This window comes from Micromonospora sp. NPDC048830, assembly GCF_043198215.1.
Taxonomy (GTDB): Bacteria; Actinomycetota; Actinomycetes; order Mycobacteriales; family Micromonosporaceae; genus Micromonospora.
In genome coordinates this window covers 37075-60833 of record NZ_JBICUP010000023.1, presented here as the reverse complement: position 1 = coordinate 60833, position 23759 = coordinate 37075, and the positions used below count along the sequence as shown (strand labels likewise).

The window sequence follows — 23759 nt, the reverse complement described above, 5'->3', positions numbered from 1 at the left end:
CGTCCCGCATCGGGGGCGCGGCCATCCGCTCCGGCGGGCCGAGCCGGTCGCCCATTCGGGGGTCACCGCCGCGACCGGCCGCTCCGCCGCGCTCCTCCAACTCGGCCAACTGCCGCTCGACGCGGTCGAGGTGCAGGTCGACCTGCCACTCGTCGTAGCCGTTGAAGCGGACCCGGAAGACGACGTCGTGGACCTCCTGGGAGGCCACGGGCGCGCCGACCGGCTGGCCGTCGAGCGTCGCCTCGACCCGGTCGAGGAAGGCGTCCACCTCGTCGACCTTGTATCCCCGGCGGAGCGCCTTACGCCGGAAACGCTGCCCCTGACTCGCCACTATGTCTCCTGGTCCTGTTCGCTACGCCCGGTCACACCGTTGTCTCCCGTGCCGCGGGGTGCCCCTGTCCTCGGCAGCGGCAAGCTGCCCGCACGCGCCGTCGATCTCGCGCCCGCGGGTGTCCCGCACCGTCGTGGACACGCCAGCCTCGCGCAGGCGGCGGACGAACTCCCGTTCGACGGGCTTGGGGCTCGCGTCCCAACGGCTGCCCGGCGTCGGGTTGAGCGGAATGAGGTTCACGTGGGCCAGCCTGCCGGCCAGCAACCGACCGAGCAGGTCCGCCCGCCACGGCTGGTCGTTCACGTCCTTGATCATCGCGTACTCGATCGACACCCGGCGGCCCGTGCGGGCCGCGTAGTCCCACGCCGCGTCCAGCACCTCGGCCACCTTCCAGCGCTGGTTGACCGGCACGAGCTCGTCGCGCAGCTCATCATCGGGCGCGTGCAGGGACAGCGCAAGGGTCACCGAGAGGTCCTCGCTGGCCAGCCGGCGGATCGCCGGGACCAGGCCGACCGTGGAGACGGTGATGTGCCGCTGGGACAGGCCGAGGCCCTCCGGAGCCGGGGCGACCAGCCGCCGGATCGCGGCGACGACCCGCGAGTAGTTGGCCAGCGGCTCACCCATCCCCATGAAGACGACGTGCGACAGGCGCGGCGGGGACCCGGCGACCGCGCCCGAGGCGGCCACGCCGGCCAGGTAGACCGCCTGGTCGACGATCTCGGCGGTGGAGAGGTTGCGGGTCAGCCCGGCCTGGCCGGTGGCGCAGAACGGGCAGGCCATGCCGCAGCCGGCCTGGCTGGAGATGCAGACGGTGACCCGGTCCGGGTAGCCCATCAGCACGCTCTCCACCAGTGACCCGTCGTGCAGCCGCCAGAGCGCCTTGCGGGTGGCGCCGCCGTCGCAGGCCAGCTCGCGGACCGGGGTCAGCAGCGTGGGCAGCAGCTCCCCCGCCAGCCGGTCCCGGGCGGTGGCGGGCAGGTCCGTCATCAGGGCCGGGTCGCGGACCAGCCGCCCGAAGTAGTGGGTGGAGATCTGCTTCGCGCGGAACGCCGGCTCACCCAGCTCGGTGACCAGGGCCCGCCGGCCGGGCAGGTCGAGGTCGGCGAGATGCCGGGGCGGCATGGCCGCACGGCGTGCGGCGGGGGCTTCCAGGGCAATGGGGATCAGCGGCAGGCTCGTCATGACCTGTCCAGTCTCCCACGCCGTTTGCCGTGCGCACCTGTCCGGAGGTGCCGAATCGCCCCCGGCCGCGCGGCCGGAACGGGCTGACCGGCGTGATACATGCCTCAACCCGCCAGCGGGACGAACACAGCCAGTAACAGGTACGCGGTGGGCACCGCGAAGAGGATCGAGTCGAGGCGGTCCATCAGGCCGCCGTGCCCGGGCAGCAGGTTGCTCATGTCCTTCACGCCCAGGTCCCGCTTGATCATGGACTCCGCCAGGTCGCCGAGGACCGCCGCGCACGACACGGCCACCCCGAACACCGCGCCCCACCAGGGCGCCACGTCGAACAGCAGCCAGAGGAGCAGGGCGCTGCCGGCCGCCGCGGCGGTGACCGAGCCCGCGAAGCCCTCCCAGGACTTCTTCGGGCTGACCGTCGGCGCCATCGGGTGCTTGCCGAAGGCGACGCCGGCGGCGTACCCGCCGGTGTCGGAGAGCACGACCGCGACCAGGGTGACCAGCACGCGCAACTGCCCGTCGTCGGGCGCGGCGGCGAGCATCGCCGCGAACCCACCGAGGAACGGCACGTACACGGCGATCAGCGTGGCCGCGGTCAGGTCGCGCTGGTAGTTGCCGGGCCCGTCGCCGAGCCGCCAGATCATCGTGCCGAGCACGGTGACCAGCAGGCCCAGGCTGAGCGCGTCCGGGCCGGCGAACCAGGCCAGCCCGACCGTGAGCACGCCGCCGGTGACCAGCGGCACCAGCGGCGGGTGCGCGCCGCCGCGGCGGACCGCCTGGGTCATCTCCCAGGTGCCGACGGCCACGGCCGCCGCGATCACGACCAGGAAGGCCGGCTGGTAGAGGAACAGCGGCAGGAGGACCGCGGCGCCGAGACCGACGCCCACGGCGATGGCGGCGGGCAGGTTACGGCCCGCCCGGCCGTGCGACGCCTGCTGCGTGGGCGGGCGGTCCGCGCTGGCCCGGCGCCGGCCGGGCTGCCGGCGGCCCGGGGGCCGCTCGGGCCCGGGATCCACCGGCTCCGGCGGGTACGGGTGCCCGCCGGGCCCACGACCCCCGCCGGGCTCGTCCGCGCCTGGCCGGTACGCCGGGAGCGACTGCGTCGCGTCGTCGGCGTACACGGGCAGGGACTGCGTCGCGTCATCGGAGTACGGCGTCCGGAACGTGTCGCCCCGGCTCGCGCCGCCGGGCAGGTGGCCGCCGCCCCAGGCCGGCTCGTCGTCCCCGGGGACCGGGCGGGCGCCGTACGGGTCGGTGGCGTCGACACCGTACGGGTCGGTGGCGTCGACGCCGTACGGGTCGGTGGCGTCGACACCGACCGGGGCCGGGCCGCGGGCCGCCGGGCGACGCGGCTCGGGCCGGGCGTCGGGGACGGCCGGGGCGTACGCGTCGGGGGCCCCGCCACGGGCCCACGTCCCCGGTTCCAGCTCACGGTCGGGCCAGGGCAACGCGGCCGGGGCGTCCGGCCGGTCCCAGCCACGGGGCTCGGCGCCGCTGTAGGGGTCGAGGTGAGACATCACGCACCGAGCGGACGCGGTACGGGGCTCACCACATGACGTACGACCAAGACCATCCCCTACAACGACTGTGCTGTCCGGTTGACCGGCCGACGGCCGGCCGACCCCGGCTGTTCACCGCACGGTGGCCGGAATCGTGCCGAGCCTACTGCACCGGCCGCCCGCGCACGGCGGACGAGGGCCGCCCCGTCGGCGCCGGGCGGGGCCCCGGGCCCGACACGCCGCGTGCCGCCCGAGCCGGCCGACGGGGGCATCCGAACCAGCCGGACGTGCGGCCCCGAGCCGGCCAACGGGGCATCCGAACCAGCCCGGACGTGCGGCCCCGAGCCGGCCAACGGGGCCCGAACCAGCCGACGTGCGGCCCGAGCCGGCCGGCGGCACGTCCCTTCCAGCGGGCCGGAACGACGAAGGCACCGGCGTCCCGCCGCCCGATGGCGGCGGCACACCGGTGCCACGGCGGGTCGCGCCGGCCGCGGGGCCGGTCGCCGATCAGACCTCGAGAAGCTCGGCTTCCTTGTGCTTGACCAGCTCGTCGACGGTCGCCACGTACTTCTGGGTCAGGTCGTCGAGGTCCTTCTCGGCGCGCCGGCCCTCGTCCTCGCCGACCTCGCCGTCCTTGACGAGGCGGTCCAGCTCCTCCTTGCCCTTCCGGCGGATGTTGCGGATGGCCACCTTGGCCTCCTCACCCTTGTGCCGGGCCACCTTGATCATTTCGCGGCGGCGCTCCTCGGTCATCTGCGGGAGCAGGATCCGCAGCTGGTTGCCCTCGTTGTTCGGGTTGACGCCGAGGTCGGAGTCGCGGATCGCCCTCTCCATGGCACCGATCTGCGAGTTGTCGTACGGCTTGATAATCACCATCCGCGGCTCGGGAACCCCGATGGACGCCATCTGCGGCAGCGGGGTCGGGCTGCCGTAGTAGTCGATGATGATCCGGGAGAACATGGCGGCGTTCGCGCGGCCGGTGCGGATCCCGCCGAACTCCTCCTTGGCGTGCTCGATCGCACGCTCCATCTTCTCCTCGGCCTCAAGGAGGGTGTCGTCGATCACCGGTCTCCTCGCCTCCTTCTGTGCTCGTCGTGGGCTGTGCTGTCGTGTCGGAGGGCCGCTGGTCGCGGGCCGGAGCCGTCGCGACCGGCCGGGGCGTTCGCCGCCGTACCGGACGTTCAGGCGGTGATCAGGGTGCCGATCTTGTCGCCGCCCACCGCCCGGATGATGGTGTCGTCGCCCTGCGCGCCGAAGACCAGCATCGGCAGGCCGTTCTCCATGCACAGGCTGAACGCGGCGGCGTCGGCCACCCGCAGGTTGCGGCGCAGCACCTCGGAGAAGGTGATCGAGTCGAGCTTGCTGGCGGTCGGGTCGACCCGGGGATCGGCGGTGTAGACGCCGTCCACCCCGTTCTTGCTCATCAGCACCACGTCGGCCCGGATCTCCAGGGCGCGCTGGGCGGCGACCGTGTCGGTGGAGAAGTACGGCATCCCGGCGCCGGCGCCGAAGATGACCACGCGGCCCTTCTCCAGGTGCCGGATCGCGCGCAGCGGGATGTACGGCTCGGCGACCTGGGCCATCGTGATCGCGCTCTGCACCCGGGTCTCGATGCCCTCCTTCTCCAGGAAGTCCTGGAGGGCGAGGCAGTTCATCACGGTGCCCAGCATGCCCATGTAGTCGGCGCGGGCGCGGTCCATGCCACGCTTCTGCAGCTCCGCGCCGCGGAAGAAGTTGCCGCCGCCGACCACCACGGAGACCTGCACACCGCGGCGGACCACGGTGGCGATCTGCCGGGCGATGGCCTGCACCACGTCCGGGTCGACGCCGATCGCGCCGCCGCCGAAGACCTCGCCGGACAGCTTCAGCACCACCCGGCGGGCCCGCCCGGGCGGTGGGGCGGTCGGATCATCCGCCGCCAGGCTCCGGTCACTCACAACCTGCGTCATCCGCCCCGCCCTTCCCCGGCACACCCCGTGCGCCGGTTACCGCATACCTGCCGTCGCTGACCCTATGTGACGAGGAGGCCGCGGTGCCTGTCACGTACACCGGCGGCCTCCTCGTCCACGTTCCCTGCCCACGGGCGCCTCAAGCGCCCGATCCGGCGGCTCAGGCCTGGCCGACCTCGAACCGCAGGAAGCGGGTCACCTCGATGCCGGCCTCGGCCAGCACCTGCTTGACGGTCTTCTTGTTGTCGGCGACCGACGCCTGCTCGACCAGGACGAAGTCCTTGAAGAAGGCGTTGACCCGGCCCTCGACGATCTTCGGCAGGGCCGCCTCGGGCTTGTTCTCCTCGCGGGCGGTCTGCTCGGCGATGCGCCGCTCGGACTCGACGACCTCGGCCGGCACCTCGTCGCGGGTGAGGTACTTCGGCCGCATCGCGGCGATCTGCATGGCCACGCCGCGCGCGTCGGCGTCGCCGGCCTCGTCGGTCTTGCCGGCGTACTCCACCAGCACGCCGACGGCCGGCGGCAGGTCCTGGCTCTTGCGGTGCAGGTAGACGGCGGTGGTGCCCTCCAGCCGGGCGAAGCGGTTGAGCACCAGCTTCTCACCGATCTTGGCGGACTGCTCCTGGACCAGGTCGGCGACCGGCTTGCCGTCGATGCTGCTGGCCAGCAGCTCCTCGGCGCTGCTCACGCCGCTGCGCTCGCCGTGCTCGACCAACTGCTGGGCCAGCGCGATGAAGGCGTCGTTCTTGGCGACGAAGTCGGTCTCGCAGTTGAGCTCCAGCAGCGCCTTGCCGGCGTGCGCGACCAGACCGTTCGCGGCGGTGCGGCCGGCGCGCTTGCCGACGTCCTTGGCGCCCTTGACGCGCAGGATCTCGATGGCCTTGTCGAAGTCGCCCTCGGCCTCGGTCAGCGCCTTCTTGGAGTCCATCATGCCGGCGCCGGTCAGGTCGCGGAGCTTCTTGACGTCCGCGGCGGTGAAGTTGGACATGACTCTCTCTTCGGTGTTGAGACTGCGGTGGGATGGTCTGGGGGCCGGTTACCCGGATCCGGGCCGGATGTGCCCGGCGTACCCGCCGCTCCCCGCCGCCCGGTAAAACGGACAGCGGGGCAGCGGCGGTGCGGTCACTCCGCGGCGGCGGTCGCCGGCTGCTCGTCGGCCTGCTTCGGCTGCTCGTCGGCCTTCTTCGGCTCCTCCAGCAGCTCGCGCTCCCACTCGGCCAGCGGCTCGTCGGCGCCGACCTGGCCCGGCTCCGGCTTCTCGTCGCCGCCCCGGCGACGGCCCGAGCGGGCGATGAGGCCGTCGGCGACGGCGGCGGCCACGACCTTGGTCAGCAGCTCGGCGGAGCGGATCGCGTCGTCGTTGCCCGGGATCGGGAAGTCGACCTCGTCCGGGTCGCAGTTGGTGTCGAGCACCGCGATCACCGGGATGCCCAGCTTGCGGGCCTCGTCGACGGCGATGTGCTCCTTCTTGGTGTCGACCACCCAGATCGCCGCCGGCAGCTTCTGCATGTCCCGCAGACCGCCGAGGGTGCGGGACAGCTTGATCTTCTCGCGGGACAGCTGCAGGGTCTCCTTCTTGGTGTGCCCGGCGGCGGTGCCGCTCAGGTCACCCAGGGCCTCCAGCTCCTTCATCCGCTGGAGCCGCTTGTACACCGTCTGGAAGTTGGTCAGCATGCCGCCGAGCCAGCGGTGGTTGACGTACGGCTGGCCGACCCGGGTCGCCTGCTCGGCGATCGCCTCCTGGGCCTGCTTCTTGGTGCCGACGAACAGGATGCTGCCACCCTCGGCGACGGTGTTGCGCACGAAGTCGTACGCCTTCTCGATGTAGTCGAGGGTCTGGCGCAGGTCGATGATGTAGATACCGTTGCGCTCGGTGAAGATGAAGCGCTTCATCTTCGGGTTCCAGCGCCGGGTCTGGTGCCCGAAGTGGACACCGCTCTCGAGCAGCTGGCGCATGGTCACGACGGCCATGGTGGGGTACTCCTCGTAATCCCTGGTTGTCCCGCCCGGCCGGCGGCCGGGCGCCTGGCGCCCGGTCGCCGGCCATGGTGGGCCCGACCATGATCGGGACCAGGGAGGCCGCCGCCCCACAACAGTTCGTGGAGAGGGCGCGCGAGGTCGACCGCGCGTCGCGGTCGCCAGTCGACCAGTGTACGCCCCTGTCCCGCCCGCCGGTCAGCGGACACCGCAATGTCGCCGACATGGGGGCATCCGCGCGCCTTGGACACCGCAATGTCGCCGACACGAGGCTCCGTCGATGTCGGTGTGCGCCGCATAGCACACCGTGGGCATGATCGTCCGGTTGTCCACAGCGGCTCGCGTCGTCCACAGGGCCGCCCCGACCGGCACCTCGGCCCGGCATCGTGCGACGCATGACGAAGCGGAACCAGGCCGTCGGCGCGTACGGGGAGCGGTGCGCCGTCCGGCACCTGATCGGGGCGGGGCTGCGCCCGGTCGCCCGGAACTGGCGCTGCCCGGCGGGGGAGATCGACATCATCGCCTGGGACGGGCCCGTGCTCGCCTTCTGCGAGGTGAAGACCCGCCGCAGCACCGAGTTCGGCGCACCGGCCGAGGCGGTCGTACCGGCGAAGGCCCGCCGCCTGCGCGGGTTGGCCGCCCGCTGGCTGGCGGAGACCGGGACCAGCGCGGAGGAGGTGCGCTTCGACGTCCTCTCCGTCGAACTGCCCGGCGCCGGCGCGGCCCGCGTCGAGCACCTCAAGGGTGCGTTCTGAGATGGGCGGCCGGGCATGAGCGAGCGCAGCGAGCGAATCAACCAGCTCAGTACCACAGCTCATGACGACGCCGAGCGCAGCGAGGTGACGGCATGAGCGAGCACAGCGAGCGAATCATCGGGCACGGTGCGTTGGTGCCTCGTGCCGATGCCGAGCGCAGCGAGGTGACGACATGAGCGAGCGTAGCGAGCGAATCAGCCAGCTCAGTGCCACAGCTCGTGGCGGCGCCGAGCGCAGCGAGGTGACGCCATGAGCTACGCGAAGGTGCTCTGCGTCGGCCTGGTGGGGATGACCGGCCACGTGGTGGAGGTGGAGGCCGATCTGGCACCCGGGCTGCCGGCCGTGGTGATCTCCGGGCTGCCGGACACCACCCTGCACGAGGCCCGGGACCGGGTCCGTGCCGCGATCGTCAACTCCGGCCAGCGATGGCCGAACCGGCGCATCACGCTGAACCTGCTGCCGGCGACGATGCCGAAGTTCGGCTCGGCGTTCGACCTGGCCATCGCGGTGGCGCTGCTCGGCGGCTCCGGGGAACTGCCGCTGCTGCCGTTGGAGCGGGTGGTGGTCCTCGGCGAGCTCGGGCTCGACGGCACCGTCCGGCCGGTGCGTGGGGTGCTGCCGATGGTGGCCGCCGCGGCACGCGCCGGGCTGGACCGCGTGATCGTCCCGATCGACAACGCCGCCGAGGCGGCTGTCATCCCGGGCGTGCGGGTTCGCGCCGTGGACACGCTGCACCGGCTGGTCGCGTTCGTCCGGGACGGCACGCCGCTGATCGAGCCGCCCGCGACCGCGCCGCCGGCCGCTTCCGGCGGGCCGGACCTGGCCGAGGTGGCCGGGCAGGCGCTGGGCCGGCGGGCGCTGGAGGTGGCCGCGGCCGGCGGACACCACCTGGCGCTGTTCGGGCCGCCGGGGGCGGGCAAGACGATGCTCGCCGAACGCCTGCCGTCGATCCTGCCAGAACTGGACGACGACGCGGCACTGGAGGTCACCGCGCTGCACTCGATCGCCGGGCTGCTGCCCGCGGGCGGTCGACTGCTGCGCCGCCCCCCGTTCCAGGCGCCGCACCACACCGCCACGGTCGCCTCGCTGGTCGGCGGAGGGTCCGGGCTGGCCCGTCCCGGCGCGGTGTCGCTGGCCCACCGCGGGGTGCTCTTCCTCGACGAGGCGCCGGAATTCAGCAAGGGCGCGCTGGAGGCGCTGCGCCAGCCGCTGGAGCACGGCCGCGTGCAGTTGGCCCGCAGCCGGGGCGGCACCGAGTACCCGGCGCGGACACAGCTGGTGCTGGCGGCCAACCCCTGCCCCTGCGCCCGGCCGGCCGGCGACGCCTTCTGCGAGTGCGCGCCGCAGGCCCGTCGACGCTACCTCGGGCGGCTTTCCGGGCCGCTGCTGGACCGGATCGACGTGCAGGTGACGCTGCTTCCGCTGCGGGCCGCGGAGCTGATGGAGTCGGCGGGGCCTGGCGAGGCGTCGGCCGCGGTGGCGACCCGGGTCGCCGCGGCCCGGGCGGCGGCGGTCGACCGGTGGGCGGGCACCGGTTGGCGGCTCAACGCCGAGATACCCGGGCCCCGCCTGCGCCGGCCGCCCTGGCGGTTGCCCGAACGGGACACCCGTGAGCTGCGCGGCCGCCTGGACTCGGGCGCGCTGTCAGCGCGTGGGTTCGACCGGGTCGTCCGGATGGCGTGGACCATCGCCGACCTCGACGGACGGGACCGCCCGCACCGTGACGACGTCCGCGAGGCAATGCAGCTCAGGATGGGGGACGCGGCATGAGCGAGCGCAGCGAGCGAATCAGCCGGCTCAGTGCCACAGCTCATGACGGCGCCGAGCGCAGCGAGGTGACGGCATGAGCCGGGACGAGGATCTGCTGGCCCGGGTGGCGTTGACGTGGCTCACCGAGCCCGGCACGTGGTCGGTGCACCGACTGGTCGACCGGCTCGGTCCGGCGGGCGCGCTGGACCTGCTGCTCGACGGCGGCGCGCCGGACGAACCGCTGCGCGCGACCGTCGCGGCCCGGTCCCGGGAGGGGGACGCCCGGGCCGTGGCGGCCGACGCGCTGGCCCGCACCGAGCGGCTCGGCGCCCGGCTCGTCACCCCCGGCGACGAGGAGTGGCCGGTACGCGTCGACGACCTGCGCCGGCTTGCCCTGCGGGGCGGCGACCGGCGGGTGGACCGGGAGACGGCTCCCCCGCTCTGCTTCTGGGTACGCGGGGCGTGGCCGCTGCAGGAGGCGTTCGAGCGGTCCGTCTCGGTGGTCGGCGCGCGGGCGGCCACCCCGTACGGGTTGCACGTGGCGACCGAGATCGGCTACGGGCTGGCCGACCGGGACTGGACGGTGGTCTCCGGGGGCGCCTTCGGCATCGACGCCGCGGCGCACCGGGGCGCTCTCAACGCCGGCGGGCTGACGGTCGCCGTGCTCGCCTGCGGCGTCGACCGGCCGTACCCGGTGGGCAACGCCGCGCTGTTCGACCGGATCGCCGAGACCGGCCTGTTGGTCAGCGAGTGGATGCCGGGCGCGGCGCCGCTCAGGCCCCGGTTTCTCATCCGCAACCGGGTGATCGCCGCGGCGGCCCTGGGCACCGTGCTGGTGGAGGCGGCGGCCCGCAGCGGCGCGACCCAGACGGTCAACCGCGCCCTCGCCATCGGTCGCCGGGCCATGGTGGTGCCCGGTCCGGTCACCTCCGCCATGTCGGTTGGCGCCCACGAGATGCTGCGCGAACAGCCGTTCGCGCGCCTGGTCACGGGCCTACCGCACGTGCTCGAGGAGGTGGGCCGCATCGGCTCCGACCTGGCGCCTCCGGCCCGCGCGCCGCACCAGGCCCGGGATCTGCTCGACGACGACGCGACGCTGGTGCTGGAGTCCATGCCCCGCCGCGGGGCCGTCGGCGTCGACCGGCTGGCCGCCCGCGCCGGCGTCGACGTCCGGACCGCCCTGCGCAAGCTGTCCCTGCTCGAGGAGCTGGGCATGGTCCGGCGGCGCGACGACGGGTACGCGCTGGCGCCGGGAGCGGCAGCTCGGGGGGCTCGTGCTCCAGTCGGTGATCCCCGCTCCCCCGGCATCCCACCCGGTCCGGCCCGCTCCCCCGACGCCTCGCCCCGGACGGTGCCGTGACTGCGCTCGGCCGCTCCGCCCGCGCGGGCGACATGCGTGACAGGTCAGTCACCCTCGAAGCGGAGTTGCACGTCGCGGTCGCGCAGACACCGCCGGGCCAGCGCGACCAGCCGCCGGACGTGCTCCACCTCGGCCGGATTCTCCGCGGCTTCCGCCAGCTGCCGCAGCTCGGCGACCAGTTGCGGCACCTGCTCGGCGGCCACGATCAGCTCGCCGAGCGGATCGAGCCGGTCCAGCAGCGGATTGCGCCCAGCGTCGCGCGCCCGCTCGACCAGACCCAGCAGTACGTCGTGCGGGTCGGCCACCACCTGCGCGGTGACGTACGCGGGGCGTCCGCGGCCGGGGCCGGCGCGGACCAGTCGATACAGGACGACGTCCAGGCCCATGGTCGGTCCCTCCCTCCTGAGGGCCGCCCGCGCGGGCCGGGTCGTGTCGGCGCGGGCGGGAATGGGCACAGCCTGTTGGCGGCGCTGCCACCGCCGACATGTGTCCCAGTCTCCCAGTCTCCCAATCTCACCTGTTACCTATCAGTGCGCTCTGGTGAGTATGTGATTGGTAGTCCTGCCTTGCGGTGGGACGGTCCCGGTCTGACCCGCTGGGGCGGTGCCGGGTTGACGTTTCACGGCCACCTGCCCCGCGAGCGGGGTCTCACGGTCGGCTCCACGTCCGTTTGGCGACTCCCGGCCACTCCGGGCGTCGACAGCCTCACCCGCGAGCGCGGCGAGGTTGCGTGCGGCGTTCAGATCCCGGTCCAGAACCAGGCCGCAGGTGGCGCAGGTGTAGGTACGCTCGGCCAGGGCCAGCTTCGTTCTCACCGTGCCACAGCCCGAGCAGGTCTTCGAGGACGGAAACCAGCGGTCGGCCACGATCAGCCGACCCCCGTTCCATCCGGCCTTGTAGGCGAGTTGTCGGCGCAGTTCGGCGAACCCGGCGTCGGCGATGTGCCGGGCCAGACGCCGGTTGGCCAGCATCCCGGACACATTCAGGTCCTCGACCACGATCGTGCCGTGCTCACGGGCCAGCCGGGTGGTGAGCTTGTGCAGCCCGTCGCGGCGCAGGTTCGCCACCCGGGCGTGCGCGCGGCCGAGTCGGGCCCGCGCCCGGTGCCACCGCCTCGACGGCCGTGCTCCGGCGCGCCGGTCCGGGCCTGCCTCGCGGGACAGGCCACGGCCCAGCCTGCGCAGGACGCGCTGCGCGCCGTGCAGGTGACGCGGGTTGGGTACAAGCTCACCGGTGGACAACACGGCGAGGTGGATGATCCCGACGTCAACGCCAACCACTGACCCGGGCTGGGCGGGTCGCCGGTCGGTCCGGTCGATCTGCACGGTGAACGCCACGTGCCACCGTCCGCCGTCGCGCCGGACGGTCGCGGACATGATCCGGGCGGTGCCGGCCTCCACGCGGCGGGCGAGTTTACGAGCCGACTCGTGCAGCCTCAGACGACCGAGCCGCGGCAACACAACATGCTTACGGTCCGGCTCGACACGGATGGCACCCGTGGTGAACCGCACGGACGGTGTCGTCCGGCGACGCGACTTGAACCGCGGGAAACCGACCCCGCCGTCCAGCCCGTCTACCGGTCCGGGAATCGGCCCAGTTCTTCAACCCACGCGCCAGGGCGTCCAGACCGGTATTGAACGCTTCCTAGCTAAAGCTGCCTCGCTTGCCACTGGTGGCATCCCCTCGGCAGCCAGCACCGATCCGGCGCGCCCCGGCCGATGCGCTGGCTCGCGGGGTTGGTGGTGTGCTCCTAAGCTGAGCCGATGCGCGGCGACGGCGTAGTCGAGCAGGGCGACAGGGGCCGGGCCGCCGGCCGGAGCGGACGGACGGCGTCCGACCGGAGGCTGGGCGGACGCCGGCTCGACGCCCGGGCGCGGTCGTCGCGGGCACGGGTCACGCCGAGCCCGGCGGGTACGTCCAGGCGCCCGGGCAGTCCAACCGACGGGCGGGGCGAGGAACGCGACCAGTTGCTCCTCCGGGTGATGAGGGAACCCGACGCCCCGAACAGCCCGCCCCTGGACTTTCCGGGCGTCGGACGAGGCAGCGGACGAGGCAGCGGCCGGTGACGCGCGCCGGGTCCGGAACGCGGGCGACCCACGAGGCCCTGCCGGCGACGATGCGGGAGGCGGTGGACGAGTTCGCCGACCACCTGGCCCGGGTGCGCAACCGCTCGGCCCACACCGTCCGGGCGTACGTCTCGGACGTGATCTCCCTGCTCGACCACGCCGCCCGGATGGGCTGCGCCGGGGTGGCCGACCTCGACCTCGGCGTGCTGCGCAGCTGGCTGGCGAAGCAGCGGACCACCGGGGCCGCCCGCGCCACGCTGGCCCGCCGGGCCGCCTCGGCGCGCACCTTCAGCTCCTGGGCGCACCGGTCCGGTCTGGTCGGCACGGACGTAGCCGCCTCGTTGGCCAGTCCCCGGGCGCACCGCGGCCTGCCGACCGTGCTGCGCGCGGACCAGGCCGCGGCGCTCGTCGAGGCGCCGAATCGTCGCCTCAATCGGCGGGAGGCGACCCCGGAGCCGCTGCGGCCCCTCGGGCCGGCGCAGTCCGGCTCCAGGGTGGCGGGTGGTCCGGAGGGCCAGCCATCGGGGGCGGCCACCGACCCGACGTGGGGCCCGGCCGCGAAGGACCCGACCGTCACGGACGGTGCCGCCGAGGACAAGGCCACAGAGGACAGGGGCGCGGTTGACGAGGCCGCTGGCGAGGAGTCCTCGGCGGGCACGACCACCACGGGCGGTGCGGCGGCGGACGGTGCGGCGGCGGGCACGGCCGCCGACGACGACGTCGCGCGGGCCGTGCTGCTGCGGGACCGGGCCCTGCTCGAACTGCTCTACGCGACCGGGGTCCGGGTCAGCGAGGCGTGCGGGCTCGACACGGCGGACGTGGACCATGCCCGACGGGTGGTCCGGGTCCTCGGCAAGGGCGCCCGGGAGCGTTCCGTGCCGTACGGGCTGCCGGCGCAGCGGGCCCTGGACGAGTGGATGCGGCTGGGGCGACCCACCCTGGCCGGTCCCGCCTCCGGGGACGCCCTCCTGCTCGGAACGCGTGGTGGTCGGCTGCACCCGACCACCGCCCGGCGGGTCGTCGCCGGGTACGCCGAGGCCGCCGGGCTGCCTCCGACCAGCCCGCACGGCCTACGGCACTCGGCGGCCACGCACCTGCTGGAAGGCGGCGCGGACCTGCGGGCGGTGCAGGAGCTGCTCGGCCACTCCTCGCTGGCCAGCACCCAGATCTACACCCACGTCTCGGTGGAGCGGCTCCGGGCGGCCTACCGGCAGGCCCACCCTCGCGCCTGAGGGGTCCGCGACGGCAGCGGCGAGGCTACGATCATGGAATGAGCGTGCCGCAGCCGCCCGAGCCGATCCCGGGCGCCCGACTGCTCTTCTCGCTCGACCCGGGGGTCAGCCACCTCAACCACGGCTCGTTCGGCGCGGTGCCCGTGCACGTGCAGCGCGTCCAGCAGCGGCTGCGCGACGAGATGGAGGCGAACCCGCTGCGCTTCTTCACGCTGGGCCTCGTCGACCGGATCACCCACACCCGCCGGCACCTGGCGGCTTTCCTCGGCGCCGACCCGGACGGCACCGCGCTGGTCGGCAACGCCACCACCGGTGCCGCCGTGGTGCTCCAGTCGCTGGGCCTGCGCCCCGGCGACGAGGTGGTCACCACCGACCACGGCTACGGCGCGGTCGGCTACTCCGTCGACCGGGAGTGCCGACGCAGCGGGGCGACGCATCGCGTCCTGCACGTGCCGCTGACCGCGACGGACGAGCAGATCGTCGAGATCGTCCGCGCCGGGCTGCGCCCCGGACGCACCAAGCTCCTCGTCGTCGACCAACTCACCTCGGCCACCGCCCGTCTCTTCCCGGCCGCTGCGCTCGTGGGGGTCGCGCACGCGCACGACGTGCCGGTGCTGGTCGACGCCGCGCACGCGCCCGGCATGCTGCCGGTGCCGGTCGCGATCATCGGCGCCGACTTCTGGGTGGGCAACCTGCACAAATGGGGGTACGCCCCGCGCGGGACAGCCGTGCTGGTGGTGGCGCCGTCGTGGCGGGAGCGGATCGAGCCGCTGGTCGTCTCCTGGGAGCAGCCGGCCGGTTTTCCGGGCAACGTGGAATGGCAGGCGACGTTGGACTACACGTCGTGGCTCGCCGCGCCCGCGGGCATCTGGACCCTGCGCAGCCTCGGCGTCGACCGGGTACGCGCGCACAACGCCGCGCTGGCCGCGTACGGGCAGCGGGTGGTGGGGGACGGCCTGGGGGTGGCACCGGCCGATCTGCCGGAGCCCGGCGGACCGGCGGTGGCGATGCGGATCGTCCCGTTGCCGGCGGGGCTCGCCACCACGGTCGAGGAGGCCCGGGCGCTGCGCGGCCGGATCGCCGAACGGCTGGCCGCCGAGGTGGCGGTGATGTCCTGGAACGGTCGCGGCTGGTTGCGGCTCTGCGGCCAGGTCTACAACTCGCCGGACGAGTACGAGCGGCTCGCGGTGCGGCTGCCGGCGCTGCTCGCGCAGCGCTGACCTTCCCGGGATGCCGGCGGCCGAGGCGAGGCGCTGACCGCCCACCGGGAGCCAGGGCACCACGCTGGCCTTCGGTGGAAGCGGCGGTCAGGGTGCGGCGCTGTTCGTTGGCAGAAGGCGGCGGCCGTGGCACGGGCCCGGCAGGAGCCGCCCGGCCGATGAGGACGGTCAGACTGGCAGGAGCCGCCCGGCCGATGAGGACGGTCAGACTGGCAGGCGCCGCCCGGCCGATGAGGACGGTCAGACTGGCAGGAGTCGCACGGGTCCGAGGCCGAGCAGCGCCAGCGGGTCCAGGTACTGCTCGCCCCGGCGCAGTCCCCAGTGCAGGCAGGCCGCCTCCGGGCAGCCGGCGTGGCCGGGCAGCAGCCGGCCCAGGGGGGTGCCGGCGGCCACCCGGTCCCCGGACCGGACGTCGGCCCGCACGGGCTCGTAGGTGGTCCGCAGGCCGGCGCTGTGCCCGACGGTGACCACGGGGCGCCCGGCGACCTGGCCGGCGAAGAGCACCACGCCCGCCCCGGCGGACCGGACCCGCGCGTCGGGCGCGGCGACGAGGTCGACGCCCCGGTGCCCGGGCAGCCACGGCTGCGGGGGCGGCTCGAAGCGCCGGGCCGGTCGGGGTGTGCCGTCCAGCGGCCACCGGAAACGCAGGCCCGGCGGGACCGGAGCCACAGGTTCCCCGGGTGCCGCGGACGGGGAGCCGGACGGCGCGGCCGTTGCCGCGGACCGCAGCGGCACCCCGCCCGGAACCGACCGCGCCGGCAGCGCCGGCGACGGAGACCCCGACCGCAGCGGCACCGCGCCCGAAACCGACCGCAGCGGCAGCGCCTGCGACAGGGGCTCGGGCGGGACCGGGGTGCCGGGACCGAGCGCCGCGAGGGCGAGCATCCCCAGGGCGGCCCGCCCGAACGGGGCGACCCGGCGGGTCACCGTGTGCCCGAGCCGCCTCGGGCCGACCGTGGGCCGCCAGCGGCCGTCCGCTCCGCTCGTCGTCGTCATGCCTCGCAGCCTGCCGGGCAGCCGGGCCGTTCACCAGTGACGGCCGGTCGGCTGTGGACGGTGGGCTGCGCTGTGGACAGTCCCCGCGCCGCCCGATGATCTGCTATGGGGCGGAGGGCTCGCGCTGGTCACCCCGTCCCCGCCTCCCGGCAGGAACGGGTACCTCGCCCACAGGGCGCGCGAGCGTCGAGGACGATCGCTGGCGGAACGCGTGGAAGCTCCGGCGACCGGCGGGCCGGGCCGGCGCGCATGGACCGGAAAGGCGGGCCGGGCCGGCGCGCATGGACCGGAAAGGCGGGCCGTCAGCCGCCGAAGCCGGAGTCGGCGGGCAGGGAGATGTCAGGCTTCTCCAACTCTTCGACGTTGACGTCCTTGAACGTCATCACCCGGACGTTCTTGACGAACCGGGCGGGACGGTACATGTCCCACACCCAGGCGTCGTGCATCTCGACCTCGAAGTAGACCTCGCCGTCGGAGTTGCGCACGTGCAGGTCGACCTGGTTGGCCAGGTAGAAGCGGCGCTCCGTCTCCACCACGTAGGAGAACTGGCGGACGATGTCGCGGTACTCCCGGTAGAGCTGGAGTTCCATCTCGGTCTCGTACTTCTCGAGATCTTCCGCGCTCATCGCACTCCGCCTTCCATGACCACATCTTCCCCCACCGGCGCGGGAGGTCGGGGCTGCTCGCCCAACGCCACGCCGACGGTACTCCCTGAGGCGCCGAAGCGCCCCATCGGCTCGTCCGGGCCCGCGCCGGCCCGTCGCCGGGACCGGGGCGGGACCCCGTCCCGGCCGGAGACGGCGGCCACGTTCACGTACGAGAAGCGGTGCTCCCGGCACGGGCCGCGCTCCCGCAGCGCGGCGGTGTGCTCCGCGGTGATGTAGCCCTTGTGCTCGGCGAAGCCGTAGCCGGGGAACTCCGCGTCCAACTCCACCATGATCCGGTCCCGGGTGACCTTGGCCAGTACGCTGGCCGCCGCCACGCAGGCGGCCACCCGGTCGCCCTTCCAGACGGCCAGGCCCGGCACGTCCAGTCCGTCGACGCCGAAGCCGTCGCTCAGCACGTAGTCCGGTCGGGTGGTCAGCGACGCCAGCGCGCGGCGCATCGCGGCGAGGTTGCACACGTGCAGGCCGCGGGCGTCGACCTCCTCGGCCGGGATCACCACCACCGCGTACGCCAGGGCGCGGGCCACCACCTCGTCGTACACCCGTGCGCGGCTGGCCGGGGTGAGCAGCTTGGAGTCGGCCAGCCCGTCGATCTCGCCGCGCCGCCCCTCGGGCAGCACGGCGGCAGCCGCCACCAACGGCCCGGCGCAGGCACCCCGGCCGGCCTCGTCGGCGCCGGCCACGTTCCGGAAGCCGCGCCGTTGCAGGGCGCGCTCCAGCGCGTACAGTCCGGCCTCCCGGCGTACCACGGTGCGCGGCGGGGTCAGCACGGCGTCCCCCCGTCGGAGGGCCCGGCCGCCACGGAGCCGGCGGTGGCGGGCCCGGCCGCCATGGAGCCGGCGGTGGCGGGCCCGGCCGCCACGGAGCCGCCGGTGGCGGGCCCGGCCGCGACCGAGCCGGCGTCGGACCCGGCAGCCACGGAACCGGTCGCGACGGAGCCCCCGACAGGCCCGGCCGCGACGGGACCGCCGGGCGGACCGGGCAGCACGCGGCGCAGCAGCGCCGGCAGGTCGGTGGGGTAGTACCGCTCGCCGGTGGCGGCCAACTCCTCGACCGGCCACCACCGGTGCCCGGAGACGCTGGCGCGCTCCACGTCGTCGAAGCCTGCCGTGTCGACCTCCCAGGCCGGCACCCGGACCAGGAAGAACTCCTGCTCCTGCTGGTACTGGACGCCGTCGAAGGCAAACCGGACCGTCTCCCGCCACACCGGCTCGCCCAACTGCTGCGGTGCCAGCCGCAGGCCGGTCTCCTCGGCCAGTTCCCGGGCCGCGCCGGCCGCCGACGCCTCGCCCGGCTCCAGCCCGCCCCCCGGGGTGAACCAGTACCGGTGGTCGGGCCGCGCCGGGTCGAACCCGGCGAAGAGCAGCACCCGACCGGCGGCGTCGACGAGCAGCACGCGGGCCGCGCGTCGAGGGGTGTAGACGGTCACGGCTCCAGCCTGCCAGACCCGGCGCCGAACGCCCACGCCCACCCGGCGGTTCGGCCGCCACCGTGCCGGAGCGCCTGGGCCAGCCGGCCGGCGCCGGACCGGGTCAGGGGCTGGGTATGCCGTCGAACTGCTCCGGGAGGCTCAGCCAGGTGGCGTGGTTGACCGGCCAGAAGATGGTGAACGCCCGGCCCACCACCTGATCCTCCGGAATCGTGGCGCTCTGGATGTTCTGCTGGGAACTCTGCCAGTGTTCGAGGGAGTCGCCGGAGGCCGAACGGTGATCGCCCATCACCCACAGCCGCCCCTCGGGCACGGTGATGTCGAACTCCTGGTCGGCGGGCTTGTCCCGCTGGCCGTTCGCCGAGTAGATGTACGGCTCGTCGAGCGGCTTGCCGTTGATCACCAGCCGCTCCTGCGGGTCGCAGCAGACCACGTGGTCGCCGCCGACTCCGATCACCCGCTTGATGAAGTCCTCGCCCTCGGGGTTGCCGCTCCACTCGGTGGGCGCCTTGAACACCACCACCTCGCCGCGGTGCGGCGAACGGAAGTCGTAGACCAGCTTGTTGACCAGCACCCGATCGTTGATCTGGAGGGTGTTCTCCATGGAGGGCGAGGGGATGTAGAAGGTCTGCAGCACGAAGGCCCGGACCAGCACCGCGACCAGGATCGCCACGCCCAGGAGGATGGGCAGCTCCTTCCAGAAGGAGCTGCGCTGTTTGTCGGTCTGCTCGTCGATCACGGTTGGAGCCTACGTCGCCGGGCGCGAACGGACCGTCCGGAACGCGCGAGAACGGATGCCGCGGCCGAGACCGGGACGAGCAGCAGCACACCACCCGCCCCGGTGGGTCGGACCGGCGGCGGGAGTCCGCCAGCCGCCGCGCCGGGCCCGCCGACCCCGGCGAAGGTGTCCGGGACCGGCAGCGACGCCCAGTGCGAGGACGGCCACACCACCGCGAACGCCCTGCCCACGACGTTGTCGATCGGCACCGGGCCCTGGCAGCGGGCGTCCTGGGAGACCAGCCGGTGGTCGCCCATCACGAAGATCTGCCCGGGCGGGACGACCACCTCGTCGAAGCGGCGGGACCGGCACTCGCGCGGATCGGGCGGCAGGTCCCGGGGCGAGTCGCGGATCACGTACGACTCGTCGAGCGGCACGTCGTTGACGACCACCCGCCCCTCGTCGCAGCACCACACCCGGTCGCCGGGGAGGCCGATCACCCGCTTGATGAAGTCCTTCTCGCCGGGGCGGCTCAGCCCGACGAGGTCGCCGAACGTGCGGCCGAGCCTGCCGGCGAACCCGGGCTCGGGCTCCGGGCTCGTCCGGGCAGCCCACCGGTCGGTGCCCCGGAAGACGACCACCTCGCCGCGCCGCGGGTCCCGTACGTCGTAGACGACCTTGTTGACCAGCACCCGGTCGCCGATGAGCAGGGTGTCCTCCATCGACCCCGAGGGGATGAAGAACGCCTGGAGCAGGAAGGTGCGGATGAGCACCGCCAGGCAGAAGGCGACGACCAGCAGCAGCGGCAACTCCTGCCAGAGCGGCATCTGCCGGCGGACGCGTCGGGCGCGGCGGTGCCACGGGTCGACGGCGCCGTCCTCGTCAAGCGTCCCCACCACGCCACTCCCCGGTCCGCGGAAACGACACTACCGCCCGGGTGCCTCGTCGAGGCACCACGGGCGGTAGTGGGACGATCGGTCGCCGCGGCTGCCGCCGCGACGCATCGATGCCCGCCTGCGCCCGTACGCTCAGCCTAACCGGTGCTGACCCGTACGACATCAGGCGGCGTTGCGGCCGGTGGTCAGCTCGGCTGCTTCTCGCGCCGCTCCTTGATCTTGGCCTTCTTGCCCCGCAGCTCGCGCAGGTAGTAGAGCTTCGCGCGGCGGACGGCGCCACGGGTGACGATCTCGATGCGGTCGATCGCCGGGCTGTTCACCGGGTAGGTCCGCTCGACACCCACGCCGAAGCTGACCTTGCGGACGGAGAAGGTCTCGCGCAGACCGTCACCCTGGCGGCGGATGACGACGCCCTGGAAGATCTGGACACGGGACCGGTTGCCCTCGACGACCCGCGCGTGCACCTTGACGGTGTCACCGGCGCGGAAGTCGGGGATGTCAACGCGCTTCGACTGGGCGTCAAGGGCGTCCAGGATGTTCATCGCTGCGTCCTCGTGAGGCTCACGGCGCACCGTCAGTCGATGCGCGGGTGGGTGATTCTGACCCCCGGGTGGTGGCCGGCGACGCCGACCCCGGTCGCGGGTCCTCGCAGCCGCCCACGGCGTGGACGGATGCGGCAACCCCTCTACTTTGCCACATGCCCCGTCGGCGGCTGAAACCCGCCCCGGTCCAACGCCGCCCGGTCCCGCTTGTCCAGGCTCTCGGGCGGCAGCGCGGCGAGCATGTCGGGCCGGCGGACCGCCGTACGCAGCAGCGCCTCGTCCCGCCGCCAGCGGGCGATCCGCCCGTGGTCGCCGGAGCGGAGCACCTCCGGCACGTCGTGCCCGCGCCAGGTCGCCGGCTTGGTGTACATCGGCGCCTCCAGCAGCCCGTGGGCGTGCGACTCCTCGTCCAGCGAGCCGGCGTTGCCGAGCACCCCGGGCAGCAGTCGCGTGACCGCCTCCAGGATCACCAGCACGGCCACCTCGCCGCCGAAGAGCACGTAGTCGCCGAGGGAGACCTCGGTCACCCGCATCCGGGTGGCGGCGTGGTCGAGCACCCGCTGGTCGATCCCCTCGTACCGGCCGCACGCGAAGAGCAGGTGCGACTCGGCCGCCAGCTCGTGCGCCATCGCCTGGGTGAAGCGCCGCCCCGCGGGGGTGGGCACCAGCAGCCGGGGCGAGGCCGAGCCGCCGTCCGGAATCGCGCCGTCCGGAATCGCGCCCTCGGGGGTCGTGCCGCCGGGGGTCGGCGCCGCCGGGGCGAGGGCGTCGAGCGCCTCGCCCCACGGCTCCGGCCGCATCACCATCCCGGGCCCGCCGCCGTACGGGGTGTCGTCGACCGTGCGGTGCACGTCGTGGGTCCAGGTCCGCAGGTCGTGTACGGCCAGCCGCAGCGTCCCGTTGGCGCGGGCCTTGCCGATCAGCGACAGGTCCAGCGGGGCGAAGTACTCGGGAAAGATCGACACGATGTCGACGCGCATGCGCGGGTGCTCCAGCGGGCTAGAGGTCGAGCAGGCCGCCGGGCGGGTCGACGACGACGCGACCGCCGGCGAGGTCGACCTCGGGGACGATCGCCTTGACGAACGGGATCAGCGCGGTGCGGCCCTCGGGGCGACGCACCACCAGCAGGTCCGACGCGGGCGCGTGGTCGATCCGGGCCACCTCGCCGAGCCGCTCGCCGTCCGGCGTGACCACGGCGAGGCCGACCAGCTGGTGGTCGTGGAACTCCTCCGGGTCCTCCGGCGGGGCGACGTCGGCGCTGTCCACCCCGAGGAGGGTGCCACGCAGCGCCTCGGCCACGTTCCGGTCGAGCACGCCCTCGAAGGCGACCAGCATCCGCCCCTGGTGCCACCGGGCGGACTCCACGGTCAGCTCGGACGGCACGCGATAGGCCCCGGGCTGGCCGGGCGCGACCGCCCCCGGCTCCGGCGAGGCGGTGCGGGGCGTCGCCCCCGGCTCGGTGCGCAGCACACCGCCGCTGCGCGCTGACGCAGTCGGGGGCGTCGCCCCCGGCTCGGTGCGCAGCACCGAACCGGGGGCGAACCGCGCCTCGGGTTCGTCGGTCCGCACCTCCACGGTGACCTCACCGCGGATCCCGTGCGGCTTACCGATCCTGCCGACGATGAGCAGCATCAGTACGAATCGACGATGTCGACGCGTACGCCGCGGCCACCGATGGAGCCGATCACCTGGCGCAGCGCCTTGGCGGTCCGGCCGGACCGTCCGATCACCGTGCCGAGGTCCTCCGGGTGCACGCGGACCTCGAGCCGCTTGCCCCGACGGGAGTCGACCATCCGCACGCGGACGTCGTCCGGGTGGTCGACGATGCCCTTGACCAGGTGCTCGAGCGCCGGACGCAGTGCCATGTCAGGCCTGCTCGCCGGCGTCCGCAGCGGTCTGCTCCTCGGCCTTCGGCGCCTCGGCCTCGGCCGGGGCCGCCTTGGCGGCCTTCTTGGTCGGTGCCGGGGTCTCGGCCAGGCCGGCGGCGGCCTTCGCCTCGGCCTCGTACGCCGCCTTGCGGTCGGCCCGCTCCGGGGCGACCTTCAGCGGGGCCGGGGCGGGCAGGCCCTTGAACTTCTGCCAGTCGCCGGTCAGCTCCAGCAGGCGCTGCACGGCCTCGCTCGGCTGCGCGCCGACCGACAGCCAGTACTGGACCCGCTCCGACTTGACCTCGATCACCGAAGGGTCTTCCTTCGGCTGGTAGATCCCGACGAACTCGATCGCCCGACCGTCGCGCTTGGTGCGCGAGTCGGCGACGACGATGCGGTACTGCGGGTTGCGGATCTTGCCCATCCGCAGAAGCCGGATCTTTACGGCCACGTTTGTTTCGCTCCTGTTGCGATCCCACCGGCCCGGTACGGGCGGTGCACGGGTGAGCGCCGACCGGCACAGTGGGGTTGGGCCGGAGACTGCTCGGTGGACTGACGACGTGCCCGGGTTAGAGGGCGCCGGACACGCGCCGGATACCAGCCGACCATTCTGCCAGACCCGACGCCGACCTCTCACACCGGACCCACACATCGCCGGGGAGGGAGGGAGGAAGGAAGGAAGGAGGGGCAGGGGGTGGGGGGGTGGGTCAGCGGGCCGGGGGGCGGTCCCAGCCGGGGGGCAGCGCGTCCGGGGCGTCCCAGGCCGGCGGCGGGGCGAAGTCGCACCAGGTGCCGTCGAACGGGAACTCCCCGGCCTCGGCGCGGGCGATCACCCGCTCCCCCTCCGCCCGGACCGCCCGCTCGTCGGTCACCCAGTAGTGGCGGGGGAAGGCCAGCCGCTCGGCGAACTCCTCCTCGTCCTTCCACCGCCAACTGCGGTCGGGGTGGACCACCACGTCCAGGTCCTGGTCGATCACGTCCACCCCGGCCACGTCGCCGTCGTCCCAGCGGACGCCGGGCTCCTCCAGGTTGACGTACCAGTGGCTGAACCGGCCCTGGGAGTCGGAGAACCACCACACGGAGTGGGCCGCGCCGACGGGCAGGAACTTCAGCAGGGCCGGGCCGTCCCATCGCCCGAGCTTGAGCCGGTACGACGCGGTGATCCACTCGGCGAAGGGCATCGCCCGCATGCCGAGCCCGGCCTCGGTGACCTCGTGGGCCACCGGCGAGTCGCGGGCGATGAAGATCAGCAGGCCGCGCTCGTCGTCGCTGACCACCCGGCCGGGCCGGACCCAGCCGATCCGGCCGTGCCGGACGTTCCGGTGCAT

Annotated in this window: 24 protein-coding genes and 2 pseudogenes; 5 read left to right on the top strand and 21 right to left on the bottom strand. The window is 74.0% G+C overall.

Going from position 1 to position 23759, the window contains the following annotated elements:
- The 7 genes from ACGFIZ_RS20235 to rpsB all read right to left on the bottom strand — a co-directional run.
- Positions 1-331 (bottom strand): DivIVA domain-containing protein (locus tag ACGFIZ_RS20235; RefSeq protein ID WP_393421308.1); only part of this gene is annotated, 331 nt, incomplete at its 3' end.
- A gap of 21 nt (positions 332-352) precedes the next feature.
- Positions 353-1513 carry a 23S rRNA (adenine(2503)-C(2))-methyltransferase RlmN gene (gene rlmN / locus ACGFIZ_RS20230; RefSeq protein WP_393421306.1) on the bottom strand — a complete coding sequence of 387 codons (1161 nt, stop codon included), beginning with the start codon at positions 1511-1513 and terminating at the stop codon, positions 353-355.
- A gap of 104 nt (positions 1514-1617) precedes the next feature.
- Entirely contained in the window at positions 1618-3027 is a 1410-nt protein-coding gene (locus ACGFIZ_RS20225; protein WP_393421397.1) for a phosphatidate cytidylyltransferase, read from the bottom strand.
- Positions 3028-3516: 489 nt separating this feature from the next.
- Entirely contained in the window at positions 3517-4074 is a 558-nt protein-coding gene (gene frr / locus ACGFIZ_RS20220) for a ribosome recycling factor (RefSeq protein WP_347671735.1), read from the bottom strand.
- Positions 4075-4190: 116 nt separating this feature from the next.
- The gene (gene pyrH / locus ACGFIZ_RS20215; RefSeq protein ID WP_347671734.1) at positions 4191-4958 is read right to left on the bottom strand and encodes a UMP kinase; all 768 of its coding nucleotides are present in this window, start codon (positions 4956-4958) and stop codon (positions 4191-4193) included.
- Between the two features lie 160 nt (positions 4959-5118).
- Positions 5119-5946 carry a translation elongation factor Ts gene (gene tsf / locus ACGFIZ_RS20210; protein WP_347671733.1) on the bottom strand — a complete coding sequence of 276 codons (828 nt, stop codon included), beginning with the start codon at positions 5944-5946 and terminating at the stop codon, positions 5119-5121.
- A 134-nt stretch (positions 5947-6080) separates the two neighbouring features.
- Positions 6081-6929: a 30S ribosomal protein S2 gene (rpsB, locus tag ACGFIZ_RS20205; protein WP_393421302.1), complete on the bottom strand. Its 849-nt coding sequence runs from the start codon at positions 6927-6929 to the stop codon at positions 6081-6083.
- Positions 6930-7330: 401 nt separating this feature from the next.
- Here rpsB and ACGFIZ_RS20200 point away from each other — a divergent pair, with 401 nt between their 5' ends.
- The 3 genes from ACGFIZ_RS20200 (at position 7331) to ACGFIZ_RS20190 (ending at position 10799) form a co-directional block, all read left to right on the top strand.
- Positions 7331-7690 (top strand): YraN family protein, encoded by a 360-nt coding sequence (locus tag ACGFIZ_RS20200; protein WP_347671731.1) that lies wholly within the window; start codon positions 7331-7333, stop codon positions 7688-7690.
- A 249-nt stretch (positions 7691-7939) separates the two neighbouring features.
- Positions 7940-9460 (top strand): YifB family Mg chelatase-like AAA ATPase, encoded by a 1521-nt coding sequence (locus tag ACGFIZ_RS20195; protein WP_393421300.1) that lies wholly within the window; start codon positions 7940-7942, stop codon positions 9458-9460.
- Between the two features lie 73 nt (positions 9461-9533).
- On the top strand, positions 9534-10799 hold the full coding sequence (locus ACGFIZ_RS20190) for a DNA-processing protein DprA (RefSeq protein ID WP_393421298.1): 1266 nt from the start codon (positions 9534-9536) through the stop codon (positions 10797-10799).
- A 44-nt stretch (positions 10800-10843) separates the two neighbouring features.
- Here ACGFIZ_RS20190 and ACGFIZ_RS20185 read toward each other — a convergent pair whose 3' ends face one another.
- Positions 10844-11185 (bottom strand): hypothetical protein, encoded by a 342-nt coding sequence (locus ACGFIZ_RS20185; RefSeq protein WP_347671728.1) that lies wholly within the window; start codon positions 11183-11185, stop codon positions 10844-10846.
- Between the two features lie 141 nt (positions 11186-11326).
- A complete protein-coding gene (tnpB, locus tag ACGFIZ_RS20180) occupies positions 11327-12310 on the bottom strand; it encodes an IS607 family element RNA-guided endonuclease TnpB (RefSeq protein WP_393421295.1) in 984 nt (327 codons plus the stop codon).
- 551 nt (positions 12311-12861) lie between these two features.
- On the opposite strand from tnpB, the gene ACGFIZ_RS20175 reads away from it, so the two are divergent.
- Both ACGFIZ_RS20175 and ACGFIZ_RS20170 read left to right on the top strand, forming a co-directional pair.
- Complete coding sequence (locus ACGFIZ_RS20175) at positions 12862-14097, top strand: tyrosine-type recombinase/integrase (RefSeq protein ID WP_393421293.1); 1236 nt, start codon at positions 12862-12864, stop codon at positions 14095-14097.
- 38 nt (positions 14098-14135) lie between these two features.
- Complete coding sequence (locus ACGFIZ_RS20170) at positions 14136-15317, top strand: aminotransferase class V-fold PLP-dependent enzyme (RefSeq protein WP_393421291.1); 1182 nt, start codon at positions 14136-14138, stop codon at positions 15315-15317.
- A gap of 240 nt (positions 15318-15557) precedes the next feature.
- Here the strand turns inward: ACGFIZ_RS20170 and ACGFIZ_RS20165 are convergent, their stop codons facing one another.
- The 12 genes and pseudogenes from ACGFIZ_RS20165 to ACGFIZ_RS20110 all read right to left on the bottom strand — a co-directional run bounded on the left by ACGFIZ_RS20165 (position 15558) and on the right by ACGFIZ_RS20110 (position 23759).
- Positions 15558-16202: a murein hydrolase activator EnvC family protein gene (locus ACGFIZ_RS20165; RefSeq protein WP_393421395.1), complete on the bottom strand. Its 645-nt coding sequence runs from the start codon at positions 16200-16202 to the stop codon at positions 15558-15560.
- A 413-nt stretch (positions 16203-16615) separates the two neighbouring features.
- Positions 16616-16939 carry a DUF2469 domain-containing protein gene (locus ACGFIZ_RS20160; RefSeq protein ID WP_007075222.1) on the bottom strand — a complete coding sequence of 108 codons (324 nt, stop codon included), beginning with the start codon at positions 16937-16939 and terminating at the stop codon, positions 16616-16618.
- Positions 16936-17748 (bottom strand): ribonuclease HII, encoded by an 813-nt coding sequence (locus ACGFIZ_RS20155; RefSeq protein ID WP_347670074.1) that lies wholly within the window; start codon positions 17746-17748, stop codon positions 16936-16938. Before ACGFIZ_RS20155 ends, ACGFIZ_RS20160 begins: the two co-directional genes overlap by 4 nt.
- A gap of 206 nt (positions 17749-17954) precedes the next feature.
- Positions 17955-18407: pseudogene (locus tag ACGFIZ_RS20150) on the bottom strand (NUDIX hydrolase); the annotation flags it as partial.
- A gap of 103 nt (positions 18408-18510) precedes the next feature.
- A complete protein-coding gene (gene lepB, locus ACGFIZ_RS20145; protein WP_393421289.1) occupies positions 18511-19146 on the bottom strand; it encodes a signal peptidase I in 636 nt (211 codons plus the stop codon).
- A gap of 9 nt (positions 19147-19155) precedes the next feature.
- Positions 19156-20024: pseudogene (lepB, locus tag ACGFIZ_RS20140) on the bottom strand (signal peptidase I).
- Positions 20025-20206: 182 nt separating this feature from the next.
- A complete protein-coding gene (gene rplS / locus ACGFIZ_RS20135; protein ID WP_347670076.1) occupies positions 20207-20563 on the bottom strand; it encodes a 50S ribosomal protein L19 in 357 nt (118 codons plus the stop codon).
- 143 nt (positions 20564-20706) lie between these two features.
- The gene (gene trmD, locus ACGFIZ_RS20130; protein ID WP_393421286.1) at positions 20707-21543 is read right to left on the bottom strand and encodes a tRNA (guanosine(37)-N1)-methyltransferase TrmD; all 837 of its coding nucleotides are present in this window, start codon (positions 21541-21543) and stop codon (positions 20707-20709) included.
- Between the two features lie 19 nt (positions 21544-21562).
- Entirely contained in the window at positions 21563-22192 is a 630-nt protein-coding gene (gene rimM, locus ACGFIZ_RS20125) for a ribosome maturation factor RimM (protein ID WP_393421393.1), read from the bottom strand.
- 2 nt (positions 22193-22194) lie between these two features.
- A complete protein-coding gene (locus ACGFIZ_RS20120) occupies positions 22195-22455 on the bottom strand; it encodes an RNA-binding protein (RefSeq protein ID WP_175440282.1) in 261 nt (86 codons plus the stop codon).
- On the bottom strand, positions 22430-22882 hold the full coding sequence (gene rpsP / locus ACGFIZ_RS20115) for a 30S ribosomal protein S16 (RefSeq protein ID WP_393421284.1): 453 nt from the start codon (positions 22880-22882) through the stop codon (positions 22430-22432). The genes ACGFIZ_RS20120 and rpsP overlap by 26 nt, the downstream gene beginning before the upstream one ends.
- 256 nt (positions 22883-23138) lie before the next feature.
- On the bottom strand, positions 23139-23759 hold the full coding sequence (locus tag ACGFIZ_RS20110) for a DUF402 domain-containing protein (RefSeq protein ID WP_393421391.1): 621 nt from the start codon (positions 23757-23759) through the stop codon (positions 23139-23141).